Genomic DNA, 22,328 nt, shown 5'->3' with positions numbered 1-22,328 from the left:
CCGATGAGTCACTACACGGTCGGTGTGGAACAAGAGTTCCTTCTTGTTGATCCCGAGTCGCGGCGGCCGGTAGCACTGGCTCCCCGGGTCAGGGAGATCTCTCGCGCTCCCGGTGACCTCGACGTGCAGGGCGAGCTGACGCCGTTCCAGATCGAGGTCGCCACCGGCATCACCCACTCCTTCGAAGAGCTGGACGAGCAGGTGCGCTCGGCGCGGCGAACGCTGGTCAGGGCCGCTGACGAGGCCGGCTGCCGGCTGGTGGCCGTCGGCATGCCGCCGATCGGCGAGGCCGGTCCCCCTCCCGGAACGGATGACCCCAGGTATCACCGGATCGAGTACTCCCACCGAAGACTCGTGCTCGGGCAAGGCGCGTGCGGGCTGCACGTGCACGTGGGTGTTTCCTCGAAGTCCGAAGCGCTGGCGGCGTCGAACAAGCTGCGCCCGTGGCTGCCGACGTTGCTGGCGCTGAGCGCGAACTCCCCTTACTACGCCGGGGAGGACACCGGGTACGCGAGCTGGCGCTCGATGGTGTGGTCGCGCTGGCCGGTGAGCGGGCCGCCTCCGCACTGGAACGGGCCGGACGACTACGACCGGACCGTCTCGGCGCTCATCAACTCGGAAGCCTTGATAGACCGGGCGATGGTGTACTGGGACGTGCGCCCGTCGGCCGATCATCCGACCGTTGAGGTGCGCGTCGCGGACATTCCGCAACTGGCAACGGAAGTCACCGTTCTCGCGGAACTGATCCGGGCCCTCGTCGTGTCCGAACCCTCCGAACAGAGGGTGGACGATTCCGTGCTGCTGGCGGCATATTGGCGGGCGTCGCGCGACGGGGTCGACGGACTGGCCGCCGATCCACACACCGGAAAACTCTCCCCCGCGTTCGACCGGGCAGCGCAGCTCGTGGAGCACGTGTCGGCCGCGCTGCGCGATCGCGGCACTGTGTCTACTGTGGAACGCCAGATGGACTGGTTGCGTCACAACGGCTGCGGTGCCTCGAGGCAACGTCGCTGCCCGGACCCCGAGTCCCTTGTGGACATGCTGATCGCCCGAACGCGTGAGGAAACCTGATGCGACTGCCCGCTCCACGCGGCCACATGAGCTCGGCTCTCGTCGCCGCCCTCCGTCGCCCGCCGGTCCCCAGGCCGGCGTTGCTCGTCAGCGCGGGCACCAGGGAGATCTTCTTCGACGACGACTTCCAGCTGTCGTTGTGGATCTGCTACGAACTGCGCACACGTGGCTTCGACGACGTGCACGCCTCCTGGGAGGACCACCCGGCGCTGGCCCAGTTCCACGCGGCGCTGGAGACCCGCTGGGAGGAGTCCCTGCGTTCGCTGACCGAGGCGACCCAGCCCGCGGAGCTGTCCGGTGAGGGCCTGGCAGAGCTGCGCAAGCACCACGCGTTCTGGCAACCGCGCCGCGAGATGCGCTCGGTGCTGCGCGACATCCAGGGCGACGCGTACGGCGCGCGGTCCTCGCGGGCGCATTCGGTGCTGTTCACCGTGACGGTGCGCGACCTGGACCCCGCCGGCGTCGACGAGATGCCCGCGCTGACGCTCTCCCTGGTGAACGCCCTGTCGTTGTTCGGCCTTCACCAGCGCCTGGTGGGTGCCCTGGTCGGCTTCCTCACCGCCGTCGACACCATCGGTGGCGACCCGTTCGCCCAGCTGCTGCCCGTGCAGTGCCCGCCGGACGACGTCCGTCTGGGCTTCACCGCGTGCCACGAACTGCACGCCCGCCTCACTCAACACGTCCACGCGTCCCTGCAGGCGGGACGCACTTCACTGCGGGGCCGGTGGCTGGTCTCGCAGGGCAGGGTTAACGTGGGGTGCTGACCGAAGTTTGCTCTGGAGGGAGAAACGTGCCCGACCCCACCGCGCTGGCGTCCGTGGTCGTCGACCGGATCGCACCCGACGTCGTCGTGCTGCACGTGTCCGGCGAGCTCGACACCACGAGCAGCAGCGAGCTGACGACCCCTCTGGAAAGTCACGTGGTGTCGGAGAACCGGGCTGTCGTGGTGGATCTCGGCGGCGTGAGGTTCCTCGGATCGGCAGGGCTCGAGGCTCTGGTGCTGGGGCAGCAGCGGGCTGCTCGCGCCGGCGTCGAGTTCGTCGTCGTGGCTTCCGCCCGTGCCGCTCTGCGGCCGATCGAGGCGACCGGGCTGGACTCGGTGTTCACGATTCTGGGCTCGATGGACGAGGCGGCGGAGCGCTACCCGTCCTGAGCGTCGATCGTCCGCAGGATGCCTTCGGCACCCTCCTCCAGCTCCACCGCGTTGATCCGCATCCGCGGGTACGCCTTCGCGTACTGCACCGTGACCATGGTGACCGCGGCCTCGGCCAGCGGGTCCGACCGGCTGCCCACGTTCACGACGACCGGGGCAGCTGACCGCTCCAGCAGCGGCAGGAAGGCGTGCAGCACCCTGGCCAGGCCGGCCAGGCCGGCCTCGAACGCGTCCCGCACGACCTCGGCGGTGACCTCGCCCGGCTCTGTCAGTTCAGCCACGTTGTTGACCAGCACGTCGAGGGAGCCGACAGCGGAGGCCGCTGCCGCCACCGACTCGTCCGACGTGACGTCGAGCTGGACGAACAGGGCACCCACACCGGCCGCACGTGCGCGATCGGTGTGCCCGCTGCCCAGCCAGACCGTGTGACCAGCGCGGACCAGTTGGCGGGCGGTCTCCAGGCCGAGGTCGGAGTTCGCGCCGGCGATCAGCACAGAAGCCATGCGCCCAACCTACGGCTCCGGTCGGTGTGGCCGGTGAGAAGACGCCCTTCAACGCGTCAGGTCGAGCCGCACGCCGATCTCCGCGCCGGCGGCGATGTCGCGGGCGACGAGTTCGGCCACCGGTTCCCGCCGATCGGCCGGAGGCGTGAACTCGAAGGAGTCCGCGCCCGTCTGCAGGCCGATCAACTGGTGTCGAACCTGGCTGCCCGGCGGCAGTTTGATGCGGTGGCGCAGGAGCGCGAGCGGGCGCCCCCACCTGAACACATCAACGGTGTCACCCGGCCCGGCCACTGCGCCTGGAACAGCAGACGCAGCTCCTCTCCTTTGCGCGGTGGAGCACCGCGGAAGTGCACGACCACCTCGAGACGACCGTCGGGCAACCACCGAGTCGTCTCCTCCCAGCGGGGACCGGTGCCGTCGACTTCCACACTGCAGGCCGTGATGTCGACGCGCCGCTGTTCCCATTCCGGTGACCAGTGCCTGCCAGAGCCGAGGCGGATCCGGAAGAACGGCAGGGCCTGTGCCTCGACGAGTGCCCGGACGGCAACGGACACCCGGGCGTCACCGTTCGGCTGTACGTCGACGAACTCCTCCCAGTGGTCGATTCGCCACCGGTGCTCGGTCTGCTCGTACCAGAGGTCGCAGTGGAAGGCGAGCAGGGCGCGGTACCGCTCGACCTCGCGGCGACTGTGCTGCCTGCTGCGCGCAACAACATCACGAACGCGCCCAATGCTGACAACGCTCCGAGCGCGAGTCCCGCGGTCTTCACCGCGACGGAACCGAACGCTGCGGAGAGCACGTGGCCGGCCACCAGAATCCCGAACGTGGCCTTCACAAGAACGGTGATGCCGCCTTCTGCGAGGTGTTCGTCGAGAAGGGACTCGAACTCCGCAGCAGCACAGCGCCTCCCCTGCCGAGCAGACGGCCATGCGCCGACGGGCTGGCAGTTGGGAGTGTGGGCGGAGCGTTGTCGCAGGTCAATGCGGCCAATGCATGTACGGATATGCATTTTCTGAATCAGGTGGATTTTGACGCGCACCTGGCCGGTGCGCGCCGCCAAATGGTTACTCGTCGCCGCTCTCGCCGCCGACGAGAACACCCGATTGTGCACGCACTAAAACTCTCAACAGGCCGTTTGGCGGGACGCCGGAAGCTACCAGATGATCTTCGTCGCGGCTTCGAGCCAGGCTTCAGTCCTGGCCGATGTCCTCGTACCAGAGCTCCGGATGCTCCGAGATGAACGACGTCATCAGCTCGATCAGCGCCGGGTCGTCGACGATCGTGATTCCGACGCCGTGCTCGGCCAGCCAGTCGTGGCCGCCGTAGAACGTCGTGGCCTCGCCGATCAGCACGTTCGAGATGCCGAACTGGCGGACCAGGCCGCTGCAGTACCAGCACGGCGACAGGGTCGTGACCATCGTGGTGCCGCGGTAGCTGCGCTGGCGCCCCGCGTCGCGGAAGGCCGAGGTCTCCGCGTGCATGGAGGCGTCGCCGTCCTGCACGCGGCGGTTGTGGCCACGTCCCAGCAGGCGGCCGTCGGCGTCGAAGAGCGCGGCGCCGATGGGGATTCCGCCTTCGGCCAGTCCCGTGCGCGCCTCTTCGACGGCAACGGCCAGCATGTCTGATGCAGCGGTCATGACGACCAAGCTACTTCCTCCGGCGCCCGGTAGGCCTTTCGGCGGGCGGCCGTTCGGCGTATAAACCGTGTCGGGTCGGGGATGATCCTGGGAGTCCACATGAGACGTCTCATCGCGGCTGCCGCCGCCCTGGTGCTGATCGCCGCGGGGGCACCGGCGTTGTCCGCCGCCCCCGCTCCGTCCGGCTACCTCGTCGGCAGCGCGTCGCCGCTGACCTCAGCCCAGCTCGACCAGCTGCGCGCCGCCGGTGCCCAGGTGCACGTGGCCTATCGCAACTTCGGCGGCGCGTCCGCCGCCATTCCCGGCTCGAAGGTCGCGGCGGTGCGCGCGCTGCCGTTCGTGACTTCGGTGAGCGCGGACCCGATCCGCACGCCCCTGGCCGTCTCCGATCCGGCGGCGGCACCGTTGCCGAACGAGCCCTACTGGCACGACCAGATGGATCTGGAGGGCGTGACCGAGACCGGTGCGGGCGTGTGGGTGGCGGTGCTCGACACCGGTTTCTACCCGAACTGGCGTGACTACTTCGTCGAGAGTGACATCCTGGCGGACAAGGCGCGCGCGTTCGCCGGCGTGCTCGGCAACCCCAACGCCGGTCAGTGGGACGCGGGCAGCGACCCGCACGGCATGGCGGTCTCCGCGACCATCACCGGCCACCGCCTGGCCGACGACCTGAACGAGGGCGGCTGGGGCACCGGCTACGCGACGGGATCGCCCGGCACGAAGTGGGTTCCCGGTGTGGCGCCCAACGCCAAGATCATCCCGATCAAGGTGTGCGAGCCGATCGGTTGTTTCGGCAGCGCCATCAACGCCGGTGTCGACTACGTGACCTCGCTGAAGAAGGCCAACCCCCAGCAGCCGATCGTGATCAACGAGTCGATCGGCGGTGCCGGCCTCGACGCGGTCGAGAAGGCGGCGCTGGACGCCGCGATCAAGGCGGGCGTGGTGTTCGTGGCGTCGGCGGGCAACTCCGGCGACGCGGGCATGGGCTTCCCGGCCGCTTACGAGCCCGTCGTGTCCGTGGGCGCCGGCGGCTGGACGAAGCAGTGGAACGACTACCCGGACAAGACGTGGTGGCTCGACGACGTGCCCGAGAGCGGAGTGTCCGAGGTGTACGTGACCGGGTTCTCCTCGCGGCAGAAGGCGGGCCAGTACCTCGACGTCGTGTCCGAGGGCCGGTACCTGCTGCTGCCGTACCCGTGCGCGCAGCTCTACAAGGACGGGCAAGCAACACCGTCCACCAGCAACCGCACGTGCGCGGCGAAGGCGGCGCCCGACAACGCTTCCACGGCACCGTTCCAGTACCTCTTCCAAAGCGGCACCAGCTTCTCCGGTCCCGCCGTGGCCGGTGTGGTGGCGCTGATGCTGGAACGCAATCCCGGACTGTCCAACGCGGATGCTCAGTTCGGCACGCTGACCGACCCCGCCTCGTGGGGACCTGGTGAGCTGGAACGCCGGCTGGAGGCCTCGGCGACGCCGCTGGCACCCGGCTCGGTGACCGTGACGCATCGGACCGGTGCGCCGCTGGTGGAAACGTGGGGCGCGGACGCCATCGGTCACGGCTGGGTGTTCGCGGACGACGCGGTGAACGCCGCCGGTTGACCTGATGCCCGGCACGTCGGGAAAGTGGGAGCTTCCCTCTTCCCCGACGTGTCGGGAGGTCGACAGTGTCGTCGTCAGGGTCGTCAGTTCAAATCGGAGTGAGCAGGCCTCCACTCGATGTGGCTGACCTGCCAGAACCCGAGAAGGTCTTCAAGGTCCGCAAGCTGGGGCCGCTGCAGGTGGTCCAGTTCGTCATCGGCCCGAGCCTGATCGCGCTCGGCATCTCGATCGGCAGCGGCGAGTGGCTGCTCGGCCCGCAGGCGGTCGGCAGGTTCGGCTTCGTCGGCATCGGCTGGGTGATCACCGTGTCGGCGCTGCTGCAGACGTTCTACAACGTGGAGGTCGCCCGTTACGTCGTGGCGACCGGCGAGGTGCCGATCGTCGGCTGGGGCCGGGTGCCGCCCGGCTGGAAGTTCTGGGTGCCGGTCTCGCTGGTGGTCTTCTACTTCGCGTTCATCTTCGGCGGCTGGGCGGCGGGCGCCGGTCAGGGGCTCTTCGCGCTGATCGCCGGCCGCGGCTACCGGCCGGACGAGATCGAGTACGTGCGGCTGCTCGCGATCGGCCTGCTCGTCGTGGTCTTCCTGATCACCGCGGCCGCCCGCAAGGTGTCCCGCACCCTCGAGCTGGCGAACTGGGTGCTGGTCGGCACGTTGCTGCTGGTCCTGATCGTGGTGACACTCGCGATCGTGCCCTTCTCCGTGTGGTCGGAAGGGGTGCGCGGCCTGGTCACGCCCGCCGCGCCGCCGTCGGGGATCACGGCGACCCAGCTGGGCGGCCTGGCCGGGTTCACCGCGCTGGCGTCCGGCCTGAACTGGTACGCGATGAGTCACTACCGCGACAAGGGTTACGGCATGGGCCACCACGTCGGGTTCATCTCGGGCATGCGCGGCGGCAAGCAGGAGGTGCGACCGGTCGGCGTGACCTTTGTGGACACCCCGGCGAACGCGTCGCTGTGGCGTCGTTGGTACCGGTTGCTGCTGATCGACCAGTGGGCGGTGTTCTTCGTCGGCGCGATGCTCGGCATGCTGCTGCCGACCGTGCTGATGGCGCACATCGTCGCGGTGTCCGGCCAGCAGCCGACCGCCGCGAACGTGCCGACGTTCTCCGCCGAGCAGCTGGGAATCCTGTACGGGCAGGGCATGTTCTACCTCATGCTGGTGGTGGGCGTGCTGGTGTTGTTCTCCACGCAGCTCGGCATCTTCGAGGCGTTGGTGCGGAACTTCACCGACGCGGCGCACGCGGTCTCACCCCGGCTGCGCCGGCGGATGGAGGACGACCCGCGGCGGTTCTACTACCCGTTCATGCTGCTGGTGCTCGTGATCATCGCGGGCGCGCTGCACCTCGCGCTGCCCGTCGAGCTGGTGCAGATCTCAGCGAACATGTCGAACCTGGGCGCGCTGATGTTCCCGTTCGCGTTGATGTACCTGAACTCCCGGCTGCCGCGACCGGCGCGGCCGCGGTGGTGGCACTACGTGATCCTGGGGTTGAACGTCGTGTTCTTCGGGTTCTTCTTCGTGAACTTCGTCTACGAGTTCTTCACGGGAGGCCCGCTGGTGCGGTTCTGACCACACGTCGGGGGACGAGGCTCACTTCGGCGGCAGCGCTTCCACGAAGTCACGGCAGCGCGCGATCCAGTCGTCCAGCGCCTCGTCCTCCGACACCGCCGCCCCGTCGACCACGACCCAGCCCTTCATCGGCCGGCCGGTGAAGTCGAAGACGCGCGCACCCGGCTGAGCGAGGGCGTCTTCCTGCGCCTCGGGGCCCACTCGGGCGATCAGGCCGTCCCCCATCACTCCTACCAGCATGTTTCCGTTCCAGAGGAACGCGATGCCACCGAACATCTTCTTCTCGCTGATGCCCGGCAGACCGCCCAGTGACTCGCCCAGGCGGTGGGCCAGGCCTTCGTCGTACGCCACGTCATGAAGTTTGTCTCAGCGAGTTGCCAGGCGCCTCTCAGTTTCGTGTGGCTTGATGGACGTACAGGACATTTAGGAGGCCATCTTGTTCGGCGTGGTCGGCTTCGTGCTCGGTTGGCTGTTGACGCTGTTCATCATCGTGATGATCGGCCGGATGATCGTGGACTGGGCGGTGACGCTCGAGGCTCGCGGTGACTGGGTCTGGAAGGTGCGGCGCGTGACGCACTCGGTGACCGAACCGGTGCTGGCGCCGGTTCGGAAGGTGCTGCCGCCGCTGCGGTTCGGCGGGTTCGGGCTGGACCTCGCGTTCACCGTCGTGTTCATCGCGGCGTTGATCCTCAGGTCGATCGTGTGGTGAGGACTCCCGGGTTCAGCAGGCCCTGAGGGTCCAGGGCGGCCTTGGCGCCGGACAACGCCGCACCGAAGACCGACGGGCGTTGGCGCGTGTACCAAGGCATGTGGTCGCGGCCAACGGCGTGGTGGTGGGTGATGGTGCCGCCGGCCGAGATCAACGCCTCCGACACCGCGGCCTTGATCTCGTCCCACTGCGACGTGAGGCTCCCCCACCGGCCGGGTGCGTAGATGCCGTAGTAGGGCGCCGGGCCGTCCGGGTAGACGTGGGTGAAGCGGCACGTGACGACACCGATGCCGCACACCTCCTGAAGAACCTGAGTCGCGGCCGAGACGACGGCCGCGTGCAGTTCGGCGAACCGGTCCCACGTGCAGGCCGTCTCGAACGTCTCGGTGATCATCGCGTGCTGTGCCATGGCGTCACGCTGGTAAGGCATGCCCAGGAACGACTTCCGCCACTGCTGCGCCGCCCCCTCGACGACCTCGCCGTCGCCGCAGAGCTCCAGCGCCCGCCTGAGGCTCTCGTCGACGGGATGGTCCGCGGACTCGAACGCCAGCACCAGCACCGAGGTGGCGGACCCGGCGTTGAGGAACGCCTCCGCCGGATCGAGCAGACGGCAGTTCGCCGGGTGGAGGCCGGACTGCGCGATCAGCCGGGTGGCGTCCACCGCGCGTTCCCACGACGCGAACCGCACCGACGCACCCGCGCGGAAGGTTGGCGGTGACTGCAGCCGCATCCACGCCTCGGTGATCACGCCCAGAGTGCCTTCGGAACCGAGGAACAGCCGGTCCGGCGACGGCCCCGCGCCCGAACCGGGCAGCCGGCGCGACTCGGAGATCCCGGCGGGCGTGACGACGCGCAGCGACTCCATCAGGTCGTCGATGTGCGTGTAGAGCGTCGCGTAGTGACCGCCGGCGCGGGTCGCGAGCCAGCCGCCGAGCGTCGAGAACTCGAACGACTGCGGGAAGTGCCGCAACGTCAGCCCGAACTTCTTGAGCTGCGCCTCCAGCGACGGCCCCAGCACCCCGGCCTGGATGCGGGCGGCCCGGCTCGTCGGGTCGACCTCCAGGACCTGGTCCAGTGCCGACAGGTCCAGCGTCACCACGCGATCGAGGTCCCGCGGCTCGACACCGCCCACGACGGAAGTGCCGCCACCGAACGGAATCACCGCGACGTCGCGCGAACCGCACCAGTCCAGCACGTCGACCACGTCCTGCTCGGTGCGCGGCCGGGCAACGGCGTCCGGCAGCGGGCCGACGTCACCGGCGAGGTTGCGGGTGACGTCGCGGTAAGCCTGGCCGCGCGCGTGGCTGAGCCGGTCGACCGGGTCCGTCGAGCAGAGGTCGCCGGGCGGCTGGACGCGCGGGGCGGGCAGGTCGAGCGAGGAGGGATCGGGTGGCGCGTGGAACGTCAGGTCCGCGTCCGGGAGCACGGCCCTGACCCGGTCGACCAGCGCACGGCGTTCCTCCGGGGTGACGGCGTCCTCGACGTTGCCCCAGCCCCACCACGACCTCGTTGTCATGCCGAGCAACGTAAGCGAAACGCCGACGTTCTGGAATGGGATGAGTAGGAATACGCGCGCGCTGTCCACGACCGCGGCGCTAGCGTCCGCAGGTATGAAGCCTGGGGGAATGGTGGCTTTGGCAGCAACCGCGCTCGCCGCGTGGACGGGGTGGTACTTCGCGACCCGGCCGGCAGGCGACTGGATGACGGACGCCGAGGCCGAACGTGCCGTGCGATGCCTGAACCACAACCCGATGCTGGCCGACGTCCGCTGGTGCGCCGCCGAATGGGACGTCGTCGAACGCAGCGGTGAGCGGCTGATCATCCGCATCCACCACGACGAGGTCAGCGCCGGGTTCGTCAGTCAGGAGCCCGCCATGACCGCTTGCTACGACGTCCGCCACGGCGCTCGCCGCGTCCACTGCCCGGCGGCGACGTCGTGAAGCGCTGGGGAGCCGCACTTCTGCTGACGGCGGTGGTCGCCGCTGCCGTCTACCTCGTCGTGTCCGGCCCCGACGGGAACGACGCCACCGACAAGAAGGCTCAGCAAGTCGCGGACCGCATCGGCTACCCGGTCGGCGCCGACGCCAACGCCTACGCCCGCTCCGCACTGGCGGGCGACCCGGACCCGAAGTACTTCGCGGTCGTCGAGATCACCGACAGCCCGACGAACGACGCCCAGAAGGTCCGCGCCAGCCTGGTGTTCCGCATCTACGACCCCGGCACCACCGAGTCGGACCAGCCCTGGCGGCTCTGGGAGGAGGACCCGGTGACCGCGTGCTACCGCGCCGACTTCAACTACTACGGCGTCACGGACGGCGGCCCGGAACGCGTCCGCTGCCCCGAGCACGCCAAGCCGATCACCCCACCGCCCGCGCAACGCACCGGCGTCCCGGACACCTACCCCGACGCCTTCAAGAAGATCCTCGCCGAACTGCCGCCCACGGCCACGAAAGACGCGGTGCTCGCGGCGTTGCGCGAGAAGCTCCCGCCGGTACCGGTGGACGAGCAGACCAAGCTGCCCCAGGTCCCTCCCCACCTCGACGCCGTCGTCAAGGACGGGGACATCGGCGTCGTCGCGAAGGGCGGCGGCGACTGCCTGACCGGTGTGCGGCTGGCGGACGGCACCGTCGAGGCCTGGTATCCCCGGCGAGTGCACGTTCAGCCGGGCGAGCTGGGGTGTTCGGGCGAGAGTGCGCTGTCGCTCTACAAGTCGCCGCCGAAGTGATCGGTCTTGGTGGCGCCGAGGAACGCCAGCCAGGCTGACGGGGACAGCGGGATGTGGGCGGAGGGAGCCTTGCTGTCCCGGACGCCCACCCCCGCGCCGACTTCCACGCAATTGTTGCTGTCAGGGCTGTAGCTGCTCTTCCGCCAGGCCACCTCGACGCAGTTGCTGCCGTCGGGGCTGTAGCTGCTCTTGCGCCACACGGTGGCCTCCTCAGGAGACGATGCTGGTGATCAACCCCCTCGATTCTTCCTCATCCAGCGCCATGCCATCCAGGGACTTGAGGATGTCCGTGTAAAGCTCGACAGATGCGCCGTCTTCCATGAAGAGGCAAGAGTTCATCGTGTCGACGTAGACGACGGGTGAGATCTTCTTGAAGGTCATGAGGCTGAACTCGCCGGTGGTTCCGGCGTGCGCACCAATCCGCGTCGGAACAACCTTGATGGAGATGTAAGGCCGCACCGACATCCTCAAGAGATGGTGGAGCTGATCGCGCCACACAGCTTCACCACCGACCGGCAACAAGAACGCCTGCTCGTGCACATAAAAGACGAACTTGCGGCCAGCCTCCAAAATCCGCTGCCGGGCGACTCGCGCCTCAACACGACGGTCGATGTCGTTCTGCTTGATCTTCGGCCAGACCTCGAAGAGCGGCCGGATGTACTCGGGGATCTGCAACAGACCCGGTACCAGCGTCAAGTGCCAGCTGTGGATCTCAGTTGCGACGTCCTCGTGCTCGATGAGCGTTCGCATCTGGATGGGCAGGACGCCTTTGTAGTGCTGCCACCAGCCCTTCTCCCGCGACACCTTCAACAGGGCCATGAGGTGGTTGAACTCCTCCTCAGACACCCTGCACAACCCCAGCAACCGGGCGAAGTCGATCTCGTCGACCCCGCCCTTGCCGTTCAACAGATCCGAGAGTTTCTGCGGATCCCAACCCAACAGTTCCGAAATGGCGCGATGCGACATACCCGTCGCGTCGACAACAGCGCGGACACCCGCCCCGAACTCGCGGCCGCGCACCGTGGAGGCTCTCGCTGGCATGCCCCAGAAACTAGGGCGAATTCAAGGCCCGCGAACACAGTCAAACGCGAAATCCAACCGAAAAGGCGGTCGTTGGACGGCCTCCATCAACGCTCGTGCGCGCCGTGTACACATCATCGGCCAATGGCCGGAAATCAGCCCGCACCGAAGCATACAAACCCAACGGCGGCGGCATAAGAAGCGTCGTCGGCAGCCGCCCGTTGCACCGCGGCCAACGCCTCGGCAGGCGCCATCCCGGCAGCCAGCTTCTGGTGCAGCTCCACCATCACCGGCGCGGTCCCGTCCGTCGGCACCGGCACGACCGGCGCGATCAACGTCCGGGTCCCCAAACTCAGCAACGCGGCCGTGAAGCCCATCAACTCGTCGCCCGGCCGCACCGCAGACTGCCCCGTGTCGCACGCCGACAGCACCACCCGCGTCGGAGGTGTCCGCAGCCGCTCGATGTCGTAGACCGTCAACGGCCCGTCGGCCAGCTCCAGCGCCGAGAACAGCGGGTTGTCGACGCGGAACGAGCCGTGCGCCGCGATGTGCGCCAGAGCCGCACCGTCCATTGCGGACGCGACCGCGCTCACGGTCGCCTCCGAGTCGACGAGAACGCGGCCCGGCACGTGCGAGCTGATCGCCTTGATCTCGGCGGGTGCGGCGGCCATCCGCGGACCGGCGGCCAGCACGGCCTCACCGGACGCATCGGGTACCGAGCACGCCCGCAGCCACACCGAAGCCGACGGCGCGACGGTCACCTGACGCTCCAGCACCGCCCACGGCAGGCCGTTCAACGCACCGGTCGGCACGACGACCAACGGCCGTCCGTCGACGCGCGAGGCCAGTGGCGCCAGCAACCGTTGAGCCAGCAGGGAAGCCGCGTGGGCGGCCGAAGACCGGGCCACTGCCAGGTTCGGCAGTTGTGGCGGCAGCGTCACGAGCCGGTGCAGGGCGAAGCGCAGCAACCGGATCTCGCGGACGACGCCCACCAGCGCACCGAGCGGGTGCAGCGTTGCCCGGCCGCCGGCCAGCACCACCGCCAGCAACTGCCCGTCGTACTCCACGAACTCGATCAACGCGGCAGTACCGAGAGCCGCGGCCAGCGACGCCACCGGCGGAGGCTTGAACACCGACACCTCACCGGACATCTGCCGGGTGAGGTCGCGGACGCGTTGCTCGGCGCGCACCAGCTTCACCCGCAGCGCACCGGCGGGCTTCCCCGCGAGCAGAGCAGACTCGACGTCCGCGGCGACTGCCCGCAACGTCGCCAGGGCGTCCTCGAGCCGGGGATCGTCCGGCGGCGACACGGCCTTCATCCGCAACGCGCCGGCCCGCCAGCTCTCGGTCCACGACAGCACCCGCGCTGCGTTCCCGGAAGCCACGGCGAGCCGCAGCCCCTCCAGCGCGAGCGCCTGTCCCTGCACGCCGGTCGACGCCCGCAGCTCGGCCGCGCCCAGCGAAACCCGGTACTCGTCCAGCAGCGAGATCCCGCGCCGCAAAGCGGACGACGTGCCGCGGACATCGCCGGAGAGCTTGCGCCGCAACGCCTCCGCATACCACCCGCGCACCCGCAGCCCGGCCGGCCCGCGCAGTCGCGCAGCCGCCGCGGCGGACAACTCCGCTTCAGCACGCGCACGGTGGCCGAGATCAGCGGCGACCAGACCGGCGTCGATCCGGGCTTCCAACGCCGGCAACCGCCAGTCCATCGAGTCCAGCTCGGCGGCGACCCTGGACAGCGCGAGCCGCAACGGCCGGTTCCGGTCACCGCGCAGGACAGCGGCGTGCAGCTCCAGGTAGCGCGCACCGGCCGCCCACAGCAGGCGCTGCTCGCGGCGGAACCGGCGGCGCGCCTCGGCGGCGAAGGAACGCGCCGCGTCCGGGTCGTCGTCCAGCAGGGCGATGCGGGCGCGGAAGTACAGCGCCTCGGACACGCCCAGCGGGTTCTTCAACGCCTTCAGCTCGGTGATCGCGCGGTCGGCGGCCACGCGGGCCTCGTCCAGCAGCGGCACCGAGACCAGCAGTTCCAGCCGGTTCACCAGCAGCACGGGACGCATCACGTCGAGCCGCCGGTGCACCTCCTCCGCCTTGTCGAACAGGGTCAGCGCGGCCGGGACGTCGCCGGAACGGGTCGCCATGATGCCCGCGTTCCAGTGCACGTCGGCGACGCCCAGCTCCTGACCGAGTTCCCCCAGCAACGCGGCCGCCAGGGCGAAGTCCGCGGACGCCTCGCGCATGTCTCCCACGTACGCACGCACGAGGCCCCGGTTGTTCAAGGCCCGCGCCTCGACGAGCTTGTCGCCGACGCGGCGGGCGCCGGCGATGGCGGCGGTGTAGTCGCGCTGGGCGTCGACGTACCTCGTCAAGTAGTGGAAAACGACACCACGTTGCATCAGTGCCGCCACCGCGTCGGCGCCGGTCAGCTCCGGCATCGCGAGGTCCAGCAGTTTCAGCGCCTGCTTCTGCTTGCCGGTGTAGGCGAGCACCCACGCCAGGCTCATCTGCGCCAGCGCGGCCAGCCGTGGCAGCGAGGCCTCGGAAGCGATCCTGATCGAGCGCCGGAGATGCCGGGCGGCTCCGCTGAAGTCGTGCATCTCCCGCAACGCGAGACCGATCGCCCGCTCGGCGATCGACCATTCCGCGCGATCTTCCGTCGTGCGGAGCACCGCGCGCGCCATCTCGACGGCCGCGCGCGGGTTGCGCTGCCTGGCCTCCAGCGCGTCCTCCGCACAAAAGTCGGTCACGGCGTTACTTTATCCGCTGTGGTAGCTTGATCAAGCTCGGTCGGGGTGCCCGTCAACGCTGCTTTAGTGAGGCCGTGGTGTCGAAGTCGCCAGAAAGCGCGGAGCTTTACCAAAGAGCTTTTCTGCAGCTCATTGCCGAGGACAAGAACATCAGCTTCCACGCCGAACGCGGGCGTGAATTTCTTTATCGACCCGGCCAGCTGCTCGTCGGCGCCGAGGATCAACAACGCGTGATCGAAAAGCTCCGCCAAAACAACATCGACGCCCGTCCGGCCGACGGGTTCGCAGGTTTGGCGCGGCTGATCCTGCCGAACAACGCGGAGGACATTCCGCGGATTGTTCGCCTGTTGCGCGACCAGCGGAACTGGCCGAACGAGCGGGTGCCGCTGGTGCAGCCGCACCACGTGATCGTCGGCCACGGCGGCCTCGTGATGGGCAACCCGGGCGACCGGCCGTACCCCACCGACCCGATCAGCGCGCCCAAGTCGGACGAGCGCCTGAAGGACGTACGGGTCGGCATCATCGACACCGGCATCTCCTCCGGCGCCGACAGCGAGCACTCCGACTGGTTCGCCGACCGCTACCTCAAGGAAGCCGACGACGTCGACCCCGCCTACAGCAGCGGCCACATGTTCGCGCTGCAGGGCGGGCACGGCACGTTCGTCGCGGGCGTCATCCAGAACGCCGCGCCCGGTGTCACGTTCGACCCGGAGGTCGCGCTCGACCAGAACGGCTTCGGCGACGAGGAACGGCTCTGCAACAAGATCGCCGAGCTGGGCAAGAAGAAGATCAACCTGCTCAACCTGTCGCTCGGCTGCTTCACCGAGGACGACGTGGCCTCCGAACCGCTGCGGCGCGCGATCGACGGGCTGCCGCCGGACGTCGTCATGGTCGCCTCGGCAGGCAACCAGGGCACGCAGCGGCCGAGCTGGCCCGCCGCGCTGTGCCGGGTCACCGCCGTCGCCGCCGCGGAGCAGAAGCGGGACGGCTCCGTCGGGCCCGCCTGGTACTCGAACTGGGGCCACTGGGTCGACGCGTGCGCGATCGGCAACCGGGCCTCGACCTACCTCAAGGGCGAGTGGCAGCTGCCGGGTGAGGCCGCCGCGACACCGTTCGCACTGTGGGCCTACTGGTACGGCACATCGTTCGCCGCTCCCCTGGTCACCGGCCGGATCGCCGCCACGATGGTCGCGGACGGCATCACCGCAGCTCAGGCGCGTGACAAACTGTTGAGCGGCCCGGACTTCCACCCCGGCTACGGAGTTTTTGTCAAATAGTTGTATCTGGGGAGCAACCTCGGCCTCCGCCAGTTGTGACCGCAAGGAGTCGACGTGACCGCAGGATCGCCGATCGCCGCGCTCGTGAGCGCGGCGGCCGAGGGCGACCAGTCGGCGTGGAACGAGATCGTGGACCGTTACACGCCGCTGGTGGTGTCGGTGATCTACAAGCACCGGCTGCGCCCCGCGGACGCGGCCGACGTGAACCAGACGCTGTGGCTTCGGCTCGTCGAGCAGATCGGGCGGCTGCGCGAGCCGGAGGCACTGCCCGGCTGGATCATGACGACCACCCGCAACGAGTGTCTGCGCGTGCTGCGCGTGCAGCAGCGGACGCACCTCTACGACCCGTTGTCCGAGACCGACGCGCTGGAGTCGGAGCAGATGGACGCGGAGGTGGAGGCGGACCTGCTGGCCGTGGAGCGGCGGCAGGCGCTGCGGGACGGGTTCGCCGAGCTCACGGACCAGTGCAAGCGGTTGCTGACGAAGCTGATGACCGACCCGCCGCCGAGCTACCAGGTCGTGAGCGAAGAGCTCGCGATGCCGGTCGGCAGCATCGGCCCGACGCGGATACGTTGCCTGGAGAAGTTGCGCAAGACCCCTGCGATCTCAGCGTTCCTGGGATCGCCGGCCACGAGAGGAGGTGTGCTGGGTGCGGCACGACTGGGACAGTGACGAAGTACTGCTCGACGCCTTGCGCGACGCGTTGAGCACACCTTCCGAGGAGGTTCCCCCGGAGTTCGTGGAGGCCGCGAAGGCCGCGTTCACCTGGCGGAACATCGACGAGGAGCTGCTCGCGATCACGTCGTACGACTCCGTGCTGGACGACACGCTGTTCGCCCGTGCGAGGTCCACGGCGACGGCGCGGCAGCTGATCTTCGACGCGGACGGCGTGTCGTTGCAGGTGGAGGTGTCGGCGGCGGGGATCACCGGTCAGCTGATGCCGGCGTCCGGATCCGTCACGCTGGTGACGCCGTCCGGAGACCACGAAACCGCGGCGGTCGACGAACTGGGGATGTTCGTGATGGGGACGGCACCGCGCGGACCCGTGAAGTTCCGGTTCGCAAACGGCTGCACCGATTGGTTTATCCTTTAGCACACCATTCGAGTGACGGTGGAATTCATTCGTTCGGCCCACATCTGCGGCCAGTAGGGTTGTCGACGCTCAGAATTCGCATCGCGAGAGGTGTGCTGCTGTGGTCGATCGAGTCAGCTGGGTTCCGGAAGGTGTCAACGTCGACGTGCCGAGTTCGGCCCGGATCTACGACTACCTGCTCGGCGGTGGGCACAACTTCGAAGCGGACCGCGAGACGGCCGAGGCTCTGATCAAGGTTCTGCCCGTGCGGGACATGGCACGGCGCAACCGCGCCTACCTGCGCCGGGTCGTGCTGGAGCTGGCGGATCTCGGCATCCGGCAGTTCCTGGACCTCGGTTCGGGCATCCCGACGGTCGGCAACGTGCACGAGGTGGCGCACGAGGCCGCACCCGAGGCGAAGGTCGTGTACGTCGACTTCGAGCCGGTCGCGATCACGCACGCCGAGCTCATGCTGGCCGACGAGCCGAACGTGACGGCGTTGCTGGCGGATCTGCGCGAGCCGGAGAAGGTGGTCGCGCAGGCGCGGGAGCTGCTGGACTTCTCGCAGCCGATCGGGCTCCTGGTCGTCGGTGTCCTGCAGTTCATCCCGGACGCGGACGACCCGTGGGGTGTGTTGTCCCGTTACGTGGAGGCGTTGTCGTCCGGTTCGTACCTGGCGCTGTCTCACTTCACCGCCGACAGCATGCCCGCGGCCATGGCCGCGGGTAAGGAGATCTTCGCCAAGACCGCCGAGCCGATCACGCCGCGCACGAAGGCTCAGGTGACGGACATGTTGTCAGGGCTCGAGATCGTGGAGCCCGGCATCGTGTTCACGCCGGAGTGGCGGCCGGAGACGCCGGAGGACGTCGGCACCGATCCGTCGAAGGCCAACCTGTACGCAGCGGTGGGCCGCAAACCCTGATGCCCGCCTCCGCCCTGGCGCAGCGCTGGGCGGCTGTTCTGATCGAGAGCGCGTACTCGCCGATGTCCCGGCGAAAGCTGACGCAGCACCTCGACGAGCACGCCGCCCGGTTGCGCGCTGGGCAGGATGCGCCCGCCGTCGGCGAATGGCTGGTGCACAAGCGGTTCACCGGCCCGGACTCGTTGCGGTGCACGCTCGAGGTGCTGGCGCCGGAGTTCCCGCCGGAGGTGCTCGGCGCGCTGGCGTCCGGGTACGTGCGGGCGACGCGCGACCAGTTGTTCGCCGAGCAGGAGAAGGTCAAGAACTCGCTGCTGAAGGCCGTCGAGGACGCGCAGCGCGACCTGCACGACAGCGAGGCCCGGTTCGCCCAGGTCTTCGCGTCGACGGCGGTGGGCATCGCGATCTTCGACCTGAGCGGCGCGGTGGTGGAGGCGAACGAGGCGCTGGCCGCGATCCTCGGCTACGAGGAGATGCCCAAGGAGCTGTTCGCCGAGGCCGACGCGGTGGCGCTGGCCGCCGCCTGTGAGCGGATGATCTCGTCCTCCGTGGACACCGACCGGCGCGAGTGGGAGCTGACGCGCCGCAACGGCGACTCGGTGTGGGCGAACGTCGTGCTGTCCGTGCTGCGAGGGTCGGACGGGCTGCCGAAGTTCCACGTCGCGCTGATCGAGGACGTCTCCGAACAGCGGATGCTGCAGGAGTGGCTGCGGCACCAGTCGTTGACGGACCTGCTGACAGGGCTGCCGAACCGCAGCTCGTTCACGGACAAGCTGGAGTCGGCGCTCGCGTCCGGTGAGCCGTACACGCTGGGCTACCTCGACGTCGACAGCCTGGCGATCGTCAACGACGGCCTCGGGTACGTGGCGGGCGACGCGGTGCTGGTGGAGGTCGCCCGGCGATTGCGGGCCGTGCTGCCGGACGCCGTCGTGGCGCGGGTGGGCGGCGACGAGTTCGTGGTGCTGATCCACGGGTCGCCGGACGTGGCCGCGCTGGCCGCCATGATCGACGAGGAGCTGTCCGAGCCCGTCTACCTCGAGGGCGCGGGCGTCGCGGTGTCGACGTCGATCGGGTTCGTGCACGCGGCCGGCCCCGGCGCGGACCCGACCGCGGTGCTGCGGCGGGCGCACTCGACGTTGCGGCGGGCGGAGACCGGCGGCAAGAGACAGTGGGCGATCTACGACCACGAGGCCGATGTGGCCGACCGTGCCCGGTACGCGCGAATCGCGGCGATGCCCGGTGCCTTCGAGAACGGCGAGATCTCCGTGGAGTACGCGCCGGTGTCGTGGGTTTCGGGTTCTCACGCTTTCGTCGAGGCGACGCTGCGCTGGGGTGACTCCCGGCACGACGACGTCGTCGCCTACGCCGACGCCCTCGGCCTGGCCTCGCGCCTGATGCAGATGGTGTTGCACGACGCGTGTTCGCGAGGCGAGCCGGCGCTGATCCGGTTGTCCCGCGACCAGTCACGGGACCAGGACCTGGCGGCGCACGTGCGGACCGGCCTGAGGGACTGCGCGTTTCCGGCTTCCTCGCTGTTCCTGGCGCTGGACGTGCGTTCGATGCCGGAGGGCGAGGAGAACCTCGAAGTGCTGCACGACATGGGCGTCCACGTTCTGCTGCACGAGTTCGGCGGCGGCTTCGCCGGCTTGTCCACTGTGGACCGCAGCCCGGTGTGGGGCGTCCGGCTGGCGCGGCCGCCGTCGGAACGGCTGGCGCGACAGGGGATGGCGCTGATGGTGCCGTTGCTGCGGTCGGCCGGCGTGCACGTGATCGGCGGACCGGGCGATCCCGACGAGCTCGAGGCGCTCGGCGTGGACCTGGTGGTGGGCCTCCCGCGATAGAACGGGAAGCCCACCTCCGATCAGGTCAGGCAGCGTCGACGAACGTCTCGGCCTTGACGGTGGCGGCCGTGCGGAACTTCGCCTCGACCTCCGCCTTCTCCCTGGCGTTCGGGTTGGGGTTCTTGCAGGACGTGCCGGCGCTGGCGCCGGACATCAGGTCGGTGCACAGCCCCGTCCTGCGGTCGGGCAGGCCGAGCAGGTGGCCGAACTCGTGCGCCGCGATGCGGACGACGTGGTGTCCTTCGTTGACCGCCTGGCGGCCCATGTACCAGCGACCGTTGCCGAGGCTGGTCACCTGGGCGCGAGGCCACTGGTTGTCCGCGTACACCTTGATGTTCGCGGAAGCGGAAGTGGTCCTCACCAGCTTCACGTTCACGACGCTGGCGTTCCAGATGTTCGCCCCGTCGACTACGGCTTGCTTGAACTCGGCCGCACCCTCGGCGTTGTAGGTGAGGGTGCGGGGTGCTGCTTCAGCGGTGCCGAGGAAGCCGGCCGTCAGGGCGACGGCAGCGGTAAGCGAAAAAATTGTTTTGCGCAGGGACACAGGAATCTCCTCGCAATGCAGGGTGATTGCACCCCGACTGTATCGCTAAAGCCTTGGCGCACAAGAAGAGTCAAGTGTCAATCAGCGCCGGAACGGTCCAGTCACTTCGTAGGTGATGCCACCGTTGACGTTGCCCGCGGTGCCGCGCTGCGAGGAGAAATAGAGCCTACTACCGTCGGGCGAGAACGCGGGACCCGTGATCTCGCTGCTGCTTTGGCCGGGAACTCGGAGGAACGGCGCGACAACCCCCTGCGGCGTGATGATGCAGATCTCCATGTTTCCGCCGTCCTCCGCCACGAACAGATCGCCGCCAGAAGAGCGAGTTACGTTGTCCACGCCCGTGAGAGGGGCCGGTGCCCCGGTCACGAGAGAGTCGTCGTAGGTCAGGCTGATGGTGCTGTTGGTGGCGTTGTACGCCCACACCCTGCCGTCGCCCTTGGTGGTGAACCAGCACGTGTCGTCGGCGTAGTAACAACCTTCGCCACCGTTGAACCGCTTGGCACCGCTCACCTGGTTGCGCGTGGCGGTCGGGCTGCCGTCGGGGTCGGGAACCCTGGCCCAGCCGACCGTTCCGCTGGTCTGGCTGTTCGAGCCGGTCATGACCTCCAGCGTGCCGCTGCGCAGATCGCCCCACGTGGTGGGCTTGAAGCGGTACAGGCAACCGTCCGAGACGTCCTCGGTCAGGTAGATGACCTTGCGGACGGGATCAGCCGCGCAGGCCTCGTGCTTGAACCTGCCCATCGCGGGATGGCGCACGGCCGCCTTCACACCCCACGGGTCCGTTTCGTAGACGTAGCCGCGGTCGACCTCCTCGCAGGACAGCCAGGTGTTCCACGGCGTGGCCCCACCGGCGCAGTTCACGTTGGTGTTGCTCAACGTCCGGTACGCGCTGGTGATGGTGCCCTGCGCGTTGAACTTGACCGCGCTCGCACCGCCCGTCGACGACACCTCGCTGTTGGACACGTAGATCCACCCGGTGCCGTCCTTGAAACACGCGCCGCCGTCCGGGGCGGGGTGCCAGGTGTAGCTGGTACCGGCCACCTTCTGGCCGGTGCGGGCGATCACCCGGCTGGTGAACTTCGCGGGCAGCATGAGGCCGCTCGAATTCACCGCCTGCAGCGGTCCGTACGGGCTGGGTCCGGGCTGAGCCCCGGCGGCGAAGGCTTCACGCCAGTTGGCGCCACCGAACGCCGCCGCGGCCGTTCCGACAACTGCGACACGTAGAAAATTCCGACGCTCCATGTGCTGGAGCGTCCCGCAGTCGGGAGCCTTCCGGGCGACGGCCGGGCGGATGACCGTTGACGGTCACGGTTTTCCCGGCTGTTTCGGCGAAAGGCTTTGCCCGTGCGGTCAGGCGAACGAAGGCTGGCGCAGCGCGTGCTCCACCAGTGCGATGAGGATCTGCTTCGTCGACTGACGGTTCCGCGCGTCGCACGGGATTATCGGCACGGACGACGGGATCGTCAGCGCGTCCCGCACCTCCTCCGCCCGGTGGTGCATCAGGCCGTCGAAGCAGTTCACCGCGATCACGTACGGCAGATCGCGGTCCTCGAAGAAGTCGATGGGCGCGAAAGCCTCGTCGATCCGGCGCGTGTCGACCATCACCACGGCGCCGATCGCGCCGCGGACCAGGTCGTCCCACATGAACCAGAACCGGTGCTGTCCAGGCGTGCCGAACAGGTACAGGATCAGGTCCTTGTCCAGGTGCAGCCGGCCGAAGTCCATGGCCACCGTGGTGGTGACCTTGTCCGGGACGGCCGAGAGGTCGTCCACGCCGACCGACGCCTGGGTCATGACGGCCTCGGTGGTCAACGGGGTGATCTCGGAGACCGAACCGACGAACGTCGTCTTGCCGACGCCGAACCCGCCCGCGATGACGATCTTCGCCGACGTCGCGGCCAGGTCGACCCCAGGTGACCCCGGACGACCCGGAGCACCGTTGCTCATGG

General features: G+C 68.8%; 25 protein-coding genes. 13 read left to right on the top strand and 12 right to left on the bottom strand.

What is annotated here, in order from left to right; all coding sequences use genetic code 11:
* Window positions 1-3: 3 nt before the first annotated feature.
* The 3 genes from ABFX45_RS23605 to ABFX45_RS23595 are packed head-to-tail and all read left to right on the top strand — an operon-like array spanning window position 4 to window position 2,224.
* Window positions 4-1,071, top strand: coding sequence for a carboxylate-amine ligase (locus ABFX45_RS23605; protein WP_109637180.1), 1,068 nt, complete (start codon window positions 4-6; stop codon window positions 1,069-1,071).
* On the top strand, window positions 1,071-1,835 hold the full coding sequence (locus ABFX45_RS23600; RefSeq protein WP_109637179.1) for an iron-containing redox enzyme family protein: 765 nt from the start codon (window positions 1,071-1,073) through the stop codon (window positions 1,833-1,835). Before ABFX45_RS23605 ends, ABFX45_RS23600 begins: the two co-directional genes overlap by 1 nt.
* A gap of 26 nt (window positions 1,836-1,861) precedes the next feature.
* Complete coding sequence (locus ABFX45_RS23595) at window positions 1,862-2,224, top strand: STAS domain-containing protein (RefSeq protein WP_170154968.1); 363 nt, start codon at window positions 1,862-1,864, stop codon at window positions 2,222-2,224.
* Here ABFX45_RS23595 and ABFX45_RS23590 read toward each other — a convergent pair.
* The 4 genes from ABFX45_RS23590 to ABFX45_RS23575 all read right to left on the bottom strand — a co-directional run bounded on the left by ABFX45_RS23590 (window position 2,212) and on the right by ABFX45_RS23575 (window position 4,364).
* A complete protein-coding gene (locus tag ABFX45_RS23590; RefSeq protein ID WP_346131948.1) occupies window positions 2,212-2,727 on the bottom strand; it encodes an SDR family NAD(P)-dependent oxidoreductase in 516 nt (171 codons plus the stop codon). The two genes, ABFX45_RS23595 and ABFX45_RS23590, sit on opposite strands and share 13 nt — an antisense overlap.
* 48 nt (window positions 2,728-2,775) lie before the next feature.
* On the bottom strand, window positions 2,776-2,913 hold the full coding sequence (locus tag ABFX45_RS23585; protein ID WP_346131947.1) for a hypothetical protein: 138 nt from the start codon (window positions 2,911-2,913) through the stop codon (window positions 2,776-2,778).
* Window positions 2,910-3,281 carry a hypothetical protein gene (locus tag ABFX45_RS23580; protein WP_146231578.1) on the bottom strand — a complete coding sequence of 124 codons (372 nt, stop codon included), beginning with the start codon at window positions 3,279-3,281 and terminating at the stop codon, window positions 2,910-2,912. Before ABFX45_RS23580 ends, ABFX45_RS23585 begins: the two co-directional genes overlap by 4 nt.
* Before the next feature lie 636 nt (window positions 3,282-3,917).
* Complete coding sequence (locus ABFX45_RS23575) at window positions 3,918-4,364, bottom strand: nucleoside deaminase (protein WP_109637175.1); 447 nt, start codon at window positions 4,362-4,364, stop codon at window positions 3,918-3,920.
* 99 nt (window positions 4,365-4,463) lie between these two features.
* Between ABFX45_RS23575 and ABFX45_RS23570 the strand changes: the two genes are divergently transcribed.
* Together ABFX45_RS23570 and ABFX45_RS23565 are read left to right on the top strand one after the other, a co-directional pair.
* The gene (locus ABFX45_RS23570; RefSeq protein ID WP_346131946.1) at window positions 4,464-5,963 is read left to right on the top strand and encodes a S8 family peptidase; all 1,500 of its coding nucleotides are present in this window, start codon (window positions 4,464-4,466) and stop codon (window positions 5,961-5,963) included.
* A 119-nt stretch (window positions 5,964-6,082) separates the two neighbouring features.
* A complete protein-coding gene (locus tag ABFX45_RS23565; RefSeq protein WP_346131945.1) occupies window positions 6,083-7,528 on the top strand; it encodes an Nramp family divalent metal transporter in 1,446 nt (481 codons plus the stop codon).
* A 21-nt stretch (window positions 7,529-7,549) separates the two neighbouring features.
* Here the strand turns inward: ABFX45_RS23565 and ABFX45_RS23560 are convergent, their stop codons facing one another.
* Entirely contained in the window at window positions 7,550-7,879 is a 330-nt protein-coding gene (locus tag ABFX45_RS23560; protein ID WP_112227783.1) for a TfoX/Sxy family protein, read from the bottom strand.
* 94 nt (window positions 7,880-7,973) lie between these two features.
* Between ABFX45_RS23560 and ABFX45_RS23555 the strand changes: the two genes are divergently transcribed.
* Window positions 7,974-8,237: a YggT family protein gene (locus tag ABFX45_RS23555; RefSeq protein ID WP_233439636.1), complete on the top strand. Its 264-nt coding sequence runs from the start codon at window positions 7,974-7,976 to the stop codon at window positions 8,235-8,237.
* Here the strand turns inward: ABFX45_RS23555 and ABFX45_RS23550 are convergent.
* Window positions 8,218-9,753, bottom strand: coding sequence for an FAD-binding oxidoreductase (locus ABFX45_RS23550; protein WP_346131944.1), 1,536 nt, complete (start codon window positions 9,751-9,753; stop codon window positions 8,218-8,220). The two genes, ABFX45_RS23555 and ABFX45_RS23550, sit on opposite strands and share 20 nt — an antisense overlap.
* Window positions 9,754-9,847: 94 nt before the next feature.
* Here ABFX45_RS23550 and ABFX45_RS23545 point away from each other — a divergent pair, with 94 nt between their 5' ends.
* The gene (locus tag ABFX45_RS23545) at window positions 9,848-10,177 is read left to right on the top strand and encodes a hypothetical protein (protein ID WP_146231577.1); all 330 of its coding nucleotides are present in this window, start codon (window positions 9,848-9,850) and stop codon (window positions 10,175-10,177) included.
* Window positions 10,174-10,962: a hypothetical protein gene (locus ABFX45_RS23540; RefSeq protein WP_346131943.1), complete on the top strand. Its 789-nt coding sequence runs from the start codon at window positions 10,174-10,176 to the stop codon at window positions 10,960-10,962. The genes ABFX45_RS23545 and ABFX45_RS23540 overlap by 4 nt, the downstream gene beginning before the upstream one ends.
* Here the strand turns inward: ABFX45_RS23540 and ABFX45_RS23535 are convergent.
* The 3 genes from ABFX45_RS23535 to ABFX45_RS23525 all read right to left on the bottom strand — a co-directional run bounded on the left by ABFX45_RS23535 (window position 10,941) and on the right by ABFX45_RS23525 (window position 14,726).
* A complete protein-coding gene (locus ABFX45_RS23535) occupies window positions 10,941-11,162 on the bottom strand; it encodes a DUF397 domain-containing protein (RefSeq protein WP_109637168.1) in 222 nt (73 codons plus the stop codon). The two genes, ABFX45_RS23540 and ABFX45_RS23535, sit on opposite strands and share 22 nt — an antisense overlap.
* Before the next feature lie 10 nt (window positions 11,163-11,172).
* The gene (locus ABFX45_RS23530; protein WP_109637167.1) at window positions 11,173-12,003 is read right to left on the bottom strand and encodes a helix-turn-helix domain-containing protein; all 831 of its coding nucleotides are present in this window, start codon (window positions 12,001-12,003) and stop codon (window positions 11,173-11,175) included.
* Window positions 12,004-12,137: 134 nt separating this feature from the next.
* Window positions 12,138-14,726 carry a CHAT domain-containing protein gene (locus ABFX45_RS23525; RefSeq protein ID WP_346131942.1) on the bottom strand — a complete coding sequence of 863 codons (2,589 nt, stop codon included), beginning with the start codon at window positions 14,724-14,726 and terminating at the stop codon, window positions 12,138-12,140.
* Window positions 14,727-14,752: 26 nt separating this feature from the next.
* Between ABFX45_RS23525 and ABFX45_RS23520 the strand changes: the two genes are divergently transcribed.
* The 5 genes from ABFX45_RS23520 (at window position 14,753) to ABFX45_RS23500 (ending at window position 19,835) form a co-directional block, all read left to right on the top strand.
* Window positions 14,753-16,003: a S8 family peptidase gene (locus ABFX45_RS23520; RefSeq protein WP_346131941.1), complete on the top strand. Its 1,251-nt coding sequence runs from the start codon at window positions 14,753-14,755 to the stop codon at window positions 16,001-16,003.
* Between the two features lie 54 nt (window positions 16,004-16,057).
* On the top strand, window positions 16,058-16,675 hold the full coding sequence (locus tag ABFX45_RS23515; protein ID WP_109637166.1) for an RNA polymerase sigma factor: 618 nt from the start codon (window positions 16,058-16,060) through the stop codon (window positions 16,673-16,675).
* On the top strand, window positions 16,653-17,096 hold the full coding sequence (locus ABFX45_RS23510; protein ID WP_109637165.1) for a hypothetical protein: 444 nt from the start codon (window positions 16,653-16,655) through the stop codon (window positions 17,094-17,096). Before ABFX45_RS23515 ends, ABFX45_RS23510 begins: the two co-directional genes overlap by 23 nt.
* A 100-nt stretch (window positions 17,097-17,196) precedes the next feature.
* The gene (locus ABFX45_RS23505; protein WP_109637164.1) at window positions 17,197-17,997 is read left to right on the top strand and encodes an SAM-dependent methyltransferase; all 801 of its coding nucleotides are present in this window, start codon (window positions 17,197-17,199) and stop codon (window positions 17,995-17,997) included.
* Window positions 17,997-19,835 (top strand): diguanylate cyclase domain-containing protein, encoded by a 1,839-nt coding sequence (locus tag ABFX45_RS23500; protein ID WP_346131940.1) that lies wholly within the window; start codon window positions 17,997-17,999, stop codon window positions 19,833-19,835. The genes ABFX45_RS23505 and ABFX45_RS23500 overlap by 1 nt, the downstream gene beginning before the upstream one ends.
* 25 nt (window positions 19,836-19,860) lie before the next feature.
* On the opposite strand, the gene ABFX45_RS23495 is transcribed toward ABFX45_RS23500, so the two are convergent.
* The 3 genes from ABFX45_RS23495 to ABFX45_RS23485 form a co-directional block, all read right to left on the bottom strand.
* On the bottom strand, window positions 19,861-20,379 hold the full coding sequence (locus ABFX45_RS23495; protein ID WP_109637162.1) for a snapalysin family zinc-dependent metalloprotease: 519 nt from the start codon (window positions 20,377-20,379) through the stop codon (window positions 19,861-19,863).
* An 81-nt stretch (window positions 20,380-20,460) separates the two neighbouring features.
* A complete protein-coding gene (locus tag ABFX45_RS23490) occupies window positions 20,461-21,621 on the bottom strand; it encodes an alkaline phosphatase PhoX (protein ID WP_109637161.1) in 1,161 nt (386 codons plus the stop codon).
* 108 nt (window positions 21,622-21,729) lie between these two features.
* Window positions 21,730-22,326: a GTP-binding protein gene (locus ABFX45_RS23485; protein ID WP_109637160.1), complete on the bottom strand. Its 597-nt coding sequence runs from the start codon at window positions 22,324-22,326 to the stop codon at window positions 21,730-21,732.
* Window positions 22,327-22,328 lie beyond the last annotated feature (2 nt).

The sequence above is a fragment of the Lentzea roselyniae genome, from assembly GCF_039537795.1.
GTDB classification, from domain to species: Bacteria; Actinomycetota; Actinomycetes; order Mycobacteriales; family Pseudonocardiaceae; genus Lentzea; species Lentzea atacamensis.
Note: the sequence above shows the minus strand (reverse complement) of the source record. Positions and strands in the feature narration are given on the sequence as shown.

Excerpts from the sequence above, each read along its gene's own strand:
- ABFX45_RS23570 (WP_346131946.1), top strand. The coding sequence starts at position 4,464 with ATGAGACGTCTCATCGCGGCTGCCGCCGCCCTGGTGCTGATCGCCGCG.
- ABFX45_RS23550 (WP_346131944.1), bottom strand. The coding sequence starts at position 9,753 with ATGACAACGAGGTCGTGGTGGGGCTGGGGCAACGTCGAGGACGCCGTC.
- ABFX45_RS23490 (WP_109637161.1), bottom strand. The coding sequence starts at position 21,621 with ATGGAGCGTCGGAATTTTCTACGTGTCGCAGTTGTCGGAACGGCCGCG.
- ABFX45_RS23500 (WP_346131940.1), top strand. The coding sequence starts at position 17,997 with ATGCCCGCCTCCGCCCTGGCGCAGCGCTGGGCGGCTGTTCTGATCGAG.
- ABFX45_RS23530 (WP_109637167.1), bottom strand. The coding sequence starts at position 12,003 with ATGCCAGCGAGAGCCTCCACGGTGCGCGGCCGCGAGTTCGGGGCGGGT.
- ABFX45_RS23590 (WP_346131948.1), bottom strand. The coding sequence starts at position 2,727 with ATGGCTTCTGTGCTGATCGCCGGCGCGAACTCCGACCTCGGCCTGGAG.
- ABFX45_RS23575 (WP_109637175.1), bottom strand. The coding sequence starts at position 4,364 with ATGACCGCTGCATCAGACATGCTGGCCGTTGCCGTCGAAGAGGCGCGC.
- ABFX45_RS23600 (WP_109637179.1), top strand. The coding sequence starts at position 1,071 with ATGCGACTGCCCGCTCCACGCGGCCACATGAGCTCGGCTCTCGTCGCC.
- ABFX45_RS23545 (WP_146231577.1), top strand. The coding sequence starts at position 9,848 with ATGAAGCCTGGGGGAATGGTGGCTTTGGCAGCAACCGCGCTCGCCGCG.
- ABFX45_RS23605 (WP_109637180.1), top strand. The coding sequence starts at position 4 with ATGAGTCACTACACGGTCGGTGTGGAACAAGAGTTCCTTCTTGTTGAT.
- ABFX45_RS23485 (WP_109637160.1), bottom strand. The coding sequence starts at position 22,326 with ATGAGCAACGGTGCTCCGGGTCGTCCGGGGTCACCTGGGGTCGACCTG.